This window comes from Streptomyces sp. NPDC058279, assembly GCF_042881255.1.
Taxonomy (GTDB): Bacteria; Actinomycetota; Actinomycetes; order Streptomycetales; family Streptomycetaceae; genus Streptomyces.
On sequence record NZ_JBHVYA010000023.1, the window covers coordinates 73,628 to 81,316 of the forward strand.

Consider the following 7,689-nt stretch of genomic DNA (forward strand, 5'->3'; position numbering starts at 1 on the left):
CCGGCCCGCAACCCCGGGCTATCGCCGTCCTATCACCGCGTTCGCCGACTCCTCGACGCGCGCGCCGAGGAGTCGGGCACGGCGGTCGGCGGTACGTGAGCGGCGGGTCACCCTCGGTTCGCGATCACGAAATCTCCACACCATGGACAACCGTAGAGATGTTCGGGGAGACTGACCCTCCCGCTCCACCATTTCTCTGGCGTTCCCCCAGCTGGGAGACTCATGACCGTTTCGCCCGGCGGTGCTGCCGACAGCCCGGATGCGGTGGTTTTCCGGATCCTCGGCCCCTTACAGGTAGCCGGTCAGAGCGGGCCGGTGCGGATACCGCCGGGCCGGCAGGAGGTCATCCTCGCCGCCCTGCTGCTGGAGACGAACCGGGTGGTCAGCACCGACTACCTGGTGGACCTGATCTGGGACGACGAACCGCCGGACACCGCGCGCACCCAGGTGCAGATCTGCGTGTCCCGACTACGCAAGCTCTTCTCGAAGGCCGCGATCGCGGCCGCCATCACCACCCGGCCGCCCGGATACGTCCTCAAGACCGAGGGCGATCTGGTGGACGCGGCGGTGTTCGGACGTCGGGTCGCGGACGCGCGGACCCTGAGCCGCCAGGGCGCGATGGCCGAGGCGGCGGAACTCCTCCGTGCAGCGGGCGGGTTGTGGCAGGGCGACTGCCTGAGCGGGGTGTCGAGCGAGACGCTGCGCAGCAAGGCGCTGCAACTGGACGAGGAACGGCTGACCGCGGCGGAGACCCGGATCGACCTGGAGCTGGCCCTGGGCCGGCACCACCAACTCGTCGCCGAGATCCAGCTGCTGGTACGGGTGCACCCCCTGCGGGAGCGCCTGCGCGGGCAGTTGATGCTGGCGCTGTACCGATCGGGACGCCAGGCGGAGGCCCTGGAGAGCTACCGGGTCGGGCGCGAGCTGCTGGTGGAGGAACTCGGGCTGGAGCCGGGGGCGGAGCTGCGCCGGCTGGAGTCGGCGATCCTGTCGGGCGACGTTCCGTCCGTCCCGGCGGCCGGCACGGCCGGCGGGTACGACTCCGCCCCCGCCGGTACGTCCGACGGTGGCGGCGCGGCCGAGGGGGTGCGCCCGGGTCCGCGTACCGACCCCGGTGCGGGTACGGGCGACGCGGGCCGGAACGGCGGCGGCCACGCGGGCGGGGGCGCGACGGGCGGGGGCGCGACGCGCAACGCCGGCGTGGCCGCCGACGGCTCCGCACCCCTACACGGCGGCTCGGCGGCCCCGGGCGAAGGCTCCCGCCCGCAGGGCGGCGGGGAGAGACCCGACGGCCACGCTTCCGCTTCCGCCGCCGGTCCGCCGACTGCCGGCTCCCCGTACCGCGAGGAAGCCCCCCGGCAACTCCCCGCCGACACCTCCGACTTCGTCGGCGACGAGGACCAGATCGCCCACATCGCGCAGGCCCTGCTGGGTGCGGGGGGCCGCCGCGCGGTCGGCCTGGCGGTGATCGTCGGCAAGCCCGGTACCGGCAAGTCCACGCTGGCCACCCACATCGCCCACCGCCTCAGCGAAACCGCCTTCCCCGACGGGCAGTTGTACTGCGACCTGCGCGGCACCGGGACCCCGGCCACCTCCACCGAGGTCCTCGGCCGGTTCCTGCGGGCGCTCGGCATACCCGGGCCGGTGATCCCCGACTCGCAGGACGAGCGGGCCGAGATGTACCGCACCCTGCTGGCCTCGCGCCGCGTCCTGGTGGTGCTCGACGACGCCGCGTCCGAGAGCCAGATCCGGCCCCTGCTGCCCGGCAGCAACCGGTGTGCCGTCCTCGTCACCAGCCGGGTCCGGCTCACCGGCCTGCCCGGGGCGCACCGCGTCGAGCTGGACGTGATGAGCACCGAGCACGCCCTGGAGCTGCTGGCCCGCGTCGTCGGCGCGGACCGGGTGCGGTGCGAGGAGGCCGCGGCGCAGGCGCTGATCCGGACCGTGGGCGGACTGCCGCTCGCGCTGCGGATCGTCGCGGCCCGGCTGGCGGCGCGCCCCCACTGGACGCTGGCGTCCATGGTGCACCGCCTCGCCAACGAGCGGGGCCGCCTGGACGAGCTCACCCACGGCGAGATGACGATGCGCGCCAGTCTCTGCCTCACCCATGACGGGCTGGCGCAGGAGGATCGGCGACTGCTGCGGCTGCTGAGCCTGGCGAAGGGACCGACGCTGCCCGGCTGGCTGGCCGGGGCCCTGCTGGACGACCGCCGGCCCTTCCCGTCCGACCTGCTGGAACCGCTGGTGGACGTCCAGATGCTGGACGTCGTCGGCGTCGAGTCCACCGGCGGGTTCCGCTACCGCTTCCACGAGATCATCCGGGTGTTCGCGCGCGAACAGCTCGCGGCGCACGACGAGCCGGCGGTGCGTTCGCAGGCCCTCGCGCGCATGTTGGGCGGCTGGATGTCCCTGGCCGAGCAGGCCCACCGGCGCATCTACGGCGGCGACTTCACCGTCCTGCACGGCGGCGCGCCCCGCTGGGAGCCGCCCGCGAGCTGTGTGGACGAGCTGCTGGTGGACCCGCTGGAGTGGCTCGACAGCGAGCAGGCGAACCTGGTCCAGGCCGTCGAGCACGCCGCCGAACACGGGATGCACGAGCTGTGCTGGGACCTGGCGACGACGCTGACGACCCTGTTCGAGGGGCGCGGCTACTTCGACGAGTGGGAGCGTACGCACCAACTCGCCCTGTCCGCCGTGCGATCGGCCGGTAATGCGCGCGGCACGGCGGCCCTGCTCGGCTCCCTCGGCGTGCTGTACCTCGGCCGCAGCCAGCTGGCGGAGTCCCACACCTCGCTCACCACGGCGCTCGACCTGTTCCGGGAACTGGACGACCGACAGGGATTGGCGCTGTGCCACCGCGACCTCGCACTGCTGGAGCGGATGCGGGGCGACGAGGAGTCGGCGCTGTCGTTGTACGACCGGGCGCTGCGGGATTTCGACCGGGTCGGCGACGTGGTGGGGCGGGCCATCGTGCTGACGCAGAGCGCGCACATCTGGATGCGGCGCGGACAGACGGCGACCGCCCAGGGCCGGCTGGACGAGGCCCTCGGGATCTACCGCTCGGTGGGATACACGGGCGGTCAGGCCAGGACCCTGCGCCGGGCGGGACAGTTGCAGCAGTCCCAGGGTGAACACGAGCAAGCGGTAAGGACGTTCACCGAGGTGCTGGAGCTGTGCCGGGACAGCGGGGACGTGATCGGCGAGGGCCACCTGCTGCGCGATCTGGGTGCCGCGCACGCCGAGATGGGTCGGGGCGAGGCCGCGCGGGGCTTCTACGCGCAGGCGCTGTCGGTGCGGGAGCAGATCATGGACCAGGGAGGGGCCGCGGTCATCCGGCTCGATCTGGCCAGGTTGCTGGCGGCGAGCGGCGGGGCCGGCGAGCGCTCGCGCTCGCGGGAGCTGCTGGAGAGTGCCGTACGGGCCTTCCGGGAGCGGCGGATGCAGACCGAACTCGCCGAGGCCGAGCGGATGCTGGGCACCCGTACGGTCGTGGTGCGCGCACCGGCGACGGAGACCGCCGCCGGGGTCTGACGACCCCCTGGTGCGGGGGTCAGTCCCACGGGTTGGTCTGGCCGGTCGCGGTCGGCGACGGCGAGGTCTGGGGGGCGCTCACACCGGTCGTGGCGGCCGGGGCGGTGGAGGCGTTGTCGGCCTGGGCGACCTGCGTGCCGAGCACGGCGGCTCCGGCGATGGCGGCGGTCACCAGGGCGGCGCGGAGGGCGTGGGTGAGGTTCATGTCGGATCCTTCAGTCGGTGCGCTCCGGCCGTCCGGGGCGCTTCGTTCTTTCTGGACACCAACGTAGGAACAGCGGGAATCCCCGCACCGGCCCCGCTCCTATCGCCGCGTTATCACGGACCGCTCGCACGACGCCCGGGTCGCGATAGCGGAACGCCGGAGGCGACGGGGGACAGCGACGGCGATAGCGCGCCGCCGCGACCGCCGGCGGGGGCCGTCCGTAGCGGGATGCCCGTGGGATAGCGCGCTGCCGACGATGGGAGCAGGAACCAGGCCACGTCCCTCAGGCCCCGCCGTTCCCCCACCGTCTTCGCCGGGAGCGCCCATGACCGCGCAGTCGCACGCAATGCCCCTGATCAGAGCCACCGAGCCCGTACCGGCACCGCCCGGGCCCGTGTCGGTGTCTGCCGAGTCCTCGCAGGTGGGTGCCTTGATACGGGCGCACCGGCTGCGGATCGGACTCACCCAGCGGGAACTGGCCGACCTCTCCACGATCAGTGTGCGGGCCATCCGCGATCTGGAGCAGGGCAAGGCGAGACGCCCCCGTACCGAGACCGTGCGGCTGATGGCCGACGCGCTGCGGCTGGGACCTCGGGCCCGTACGGCGCTGGAGGCCGCGGCGCAGCAGGGCCGGGCCGGCGCGCACGGCCTGGCCGAACCTCCGGCTCCGCCGACCGCCCTGCACGCGGTGGTGGGCCGCGAGGCGGAAATCGCGGTGCTGACGGGCGAGTTGGGCTCGGGGGCCGAGCGGCTGGTGCACGTGGTGGGGCTGACGGGGGCGGGCAAGACCCGGCTGGTGCTGGAGGTCGCGGACCGGCTGCACGCGACGGGGATGCCGGTGCTGTGGCACACCTTCCAGGGGGCGAGCACCGACCATCTCGGCCCGGACGAGGGCCCCTGGTCGGCGCGGGTCGCGGCGGCGGCCTCGGCGCTGGCCCCTACGGCGCCCGGGGGCCCGGTGGCCGGGGACGGGGGCGGGGACCCGATGGTCGGGCTGGCCGAACTGCTGGGCGAGCGACCTGCGTTGCTGGTGCTGGACGGGGTGCCGGCCGGGGCGCCGCGGTTCGAGCGGCTCACCGGTCTGCTGCGCTCCTGCCCCGGACTGCGCCTGCTCGTCACCTCCGACCAGCCGTGGCGGATACCGGGCGAGCGGATCTTCCTGCTGTCCCCGCTGGAGGTACCGGCCGAGGACCCCGCCGAAGACGCCACCGAAGACGCCGTCGCGAACGCCGACCAGGACACCGACCAGGACACCGACCGGCTCGCGGCGCCGGCCTCCGTACGGGTCTTCCTCGCCCATCTGCGTCGGGTCCGGCCCGAGTTCGTCCCCGGTCCGGTCGACCTGCGCCACGCGGCACGGGTATGCCGTGGCCTCGACGGGCATCCGGGGGCGCTGGCCGCCGCCGCGTCGTGGTTGGTGGTGTGCGACCTCCCGACCCTGTGCCACAGCCTCGACGCGGACCCCACGGCGCTGCTCGACCACCTCGGCGGGGGTGAAGGGGCCGAGGATTTCCGCCGGGCGTTGCGCCTGCGCCTCGACCGGTTGCCCGAGGACGCGTCGGCGCTGTTGGGTGCCCTGTGCGCCGGCCCGGCCGGCTGCTTCGAGCTCGCCGACATCACCGCGCTGACCGGGCGGAGCCTGCCGGAGTGCGGCCGGATGCTGCGGGAGCTGCTGCTGGCCGGCGCCGTCCGGGCCACCCACGAGGGCGGCGGCTCCCGGTTCCGCGTCCTCGGTCTGGTGCGCGCCGTATGCCGGGGGCGGGCCGTGACTGCCGCCCGCGCGTGAACTGCTGCCGGAGTGCCGGAGCAACTGCCGCAGGGGCCGCCGGCCCGCGGGTTGGATGACGTAGGGCCGCAAGGACGGCCGCGGCCACGCACCCGGCCACCGGCCCACCCGGCCCCACCACCCGCGCTCCCCTCCCCTTTCCTTCCCTCCCCCTCACCTGATCACCGCCGCAGCACCGATTCCGAGGAGTCTCCGCATGTCCCCCACCGCGTCCCCGCAGGGCACCGCACACCGGCCGGCCGCTGTGCGGCTGCCCCTGTCGGCGGCGCAGCGCGACATCTGGATGGCCCACGGCCTCGACGCGTCGGGCTGCCGATACAACATCGGGGAGTACCGGGAGATCGTGGGCGCCCTCGATCCGGAGCTCTTGTCCCGCTGCTGGTACCAACTGGCGCGCGAGGCGGACGTCCTGCGCATCCGGGGCACCGGATCGGACGAGGACGGCGGCCTGTGGCAGGAACTGTGGGCGGAACCGGGCGAGCGGGCACTGCGGTTGCTCGACCTCGGCGGCGAGGAGGACCCGGCCGAGGCGGCGCGCGCCTGGATGCGGGGCGAACTGGGGCGGCCGTTCGACCTGGCGGCCGGTTGGCTGACCCGGCACGTCCTGATCAGGGCGGGTAGGACCGCGGCGGGCGAGGACCGGTGGTTCTACTTCCACGCCTTCCACCACCTGGCCATCGACGGCATGGGCGTGGCACTGCTCGACCAGCGCCTGGTGGAGCTCTACGAGCGGGCGTCGGCGGGGGAACCGTGGGGGCCGAGTCCCTTCGGGGCGCTGGCCGAGGTACTGGCGGAGGACGAGGCCTACCAGGCGTCAGCGGAAGGGGCGGCGGACCGCGCGCACTGGGCGGCCCATCTCGCCGGCCTGCCGCCCACTCCCCGCCTCGGCGAGGGCCGCACCGGTGGTACGGCATTCGGCGGACTGCCGTTCGTACGACGCACGGTGGTGCTGGACCCGGCGCGGGCGGACCGGCTGAAGGAGGTGGCACGCGCCCACCGGACGCCGTGGACCATGCTGGTGATCACGCTGGTGGCGGCGTACGTGCACCGGGTCGGCGCGAGCCCCGAGTTGGCGCTCGGCCTCCCGGTGACCGGCCGCCGAACCGAACTCGCGCGCCGTACGCCGGGCATGCTCTCGAACGTCGTGCCCCTGCGGCTGCGGGTGGACGCGGAGGCGACGCCGGCCGGTCTGCTGGCCGCGGTGGTCGCCGAGACGCGGCAGGGCCTGCGGCACCAGCGCACGCGGTACGAGGACGTCTGCCGTGACCTGGGTCTGGCGGAGACGGACCGGCGGATCACGGCGCCGCTGGTCAACATCATGGCGTTCACGCCCGGCATGCGGTTCTGCGGGTTTCCCACGACGCAGCACAACTTGAGCAACGGGCCGGTGGAGGACCTGGCGGTCGGCGTCTACGACCTCGGGCCGGAGGGCGGGTTGCGCGTCGACTTCGACGCGGCGCCGGAGGTGTGCGACATCGCGGCGGTCGCGAGCCACCAGGACCGGTTCGTACGGTTCGCGGAGCAGGTCCTCGACCACTTCGAACTCCCGTTGTCGGAGATCGAGGTGTTGGGTGAGGTCGAGCGGCGGCAGGTGCTGGAGGAGTGGACGGGCATCCGCCGCGACATCGGGGAGCGGACGCTGACGGACCGCTTCGAGGAGCAGGCCCGACTCCGCCCCCAAGCCCCGGCGGTCATCTTCGAGGGACGGGAACTGTCCTACGGCGAGCTGAACGCCCGCGCCAACCGACTCGCCCGGCACCTCGCCCAGACCGGCCTGGGCCGCGGTGACCTCGCCGGAATCCTGCTCGACCGCGGACTCGACTTCGCCGTCGCCCTCCTCGCCGTGATCAAGACCGGCGCCGGCTACGCCCTCCTGGACCCCGAATTCCCCGACGGACGCCTGACCGCCACCGCGGCCGACGCGGGACTCCGGCTACTGGTGACGGACGGGAAGCACCGGGCCAGGGTGACGGGCCCGTGGCACACGGTGGCGCTCGACGCGGAGGGGCTCGACGCGGAGGGGGAGGTGATCGCGGGCCGCGAAGCGGGCGACCTGGGTGTCGTTCTCTCATCGGACGATGTGGCGTGCGTGATGTTCACCTCCGGATCCACCGGCAAACCCAAGGGCATCCTCTCCTCCCACCGGAACCTGGTCTCCACCCTCACC

At 73.9% G+C, this 7,689-nt stretch carries 4 protein-coding genes; 3 read left to right on the plus strand and 1 reads right to left on the minus strand.

Features of this window, described 5'->3' with window-relative positions; translation table 11 throughout:
• Positions 1 to 222: 222 nt before the first annotated feature.
• Complete coding sequence (locus tag ACFVXJ_RS28980) at positions 223 to 3,531, plus strand: BTAD domain-containing putative transcriptional regulator (protein WP_389666157.1); 3,309 nt, start codon at positions 223 to 225, stop codon at positions 3,529 to 3,531.
• A 19-nt stretch (positions 3,532 to 3,550) separates the two neighbouring features.
• On the opposite strand, the gene ACFVXJ_RS28985 is transcribed toward ACFVXJ_RS28980, so the two are convergent.
• Positions 3,551 to 3,736, minus strand: a complete 186-nt coding sequence (locus ACFVXJ_RS28985; RefSeq protein ID WP_389666158.1) for a hypothetical protein — start codon at positions 3,734 to 3,736, stop codon at positions 3,551 to 3,553.
• Between the two features lie 421 nt (positions 3,737 to 4,157).
• On the opposite strand from ACFVXJ_RS28985, the gene ACFVXJ_RS28990 reads away from it, so the two are divergent.
• The gene (locus ACFVXJ_RS28990) at positions 4,158 to 5,522 is read left to right on the plus strand and encodes a helix-turn-helix domain-containing protein (RefSeq protein ID WP_389666162.1); all 1,365 of its coding nucleotides are present in this window, start codon (positions 4,158 to 4,160) and stop codon (positions 5,520 to 5,522) included.
• Positions 5,523 to 5,718: 196 nt separating this feature from the next.
• Positions 5,719 to 7,689: condensation domain-containing protein (locus ACFVXJ_RS28995; RefSeq protein WP_389666160.1), on the plus strand; the 1,971-nt coding region annotated here is incomplete at its 3' end.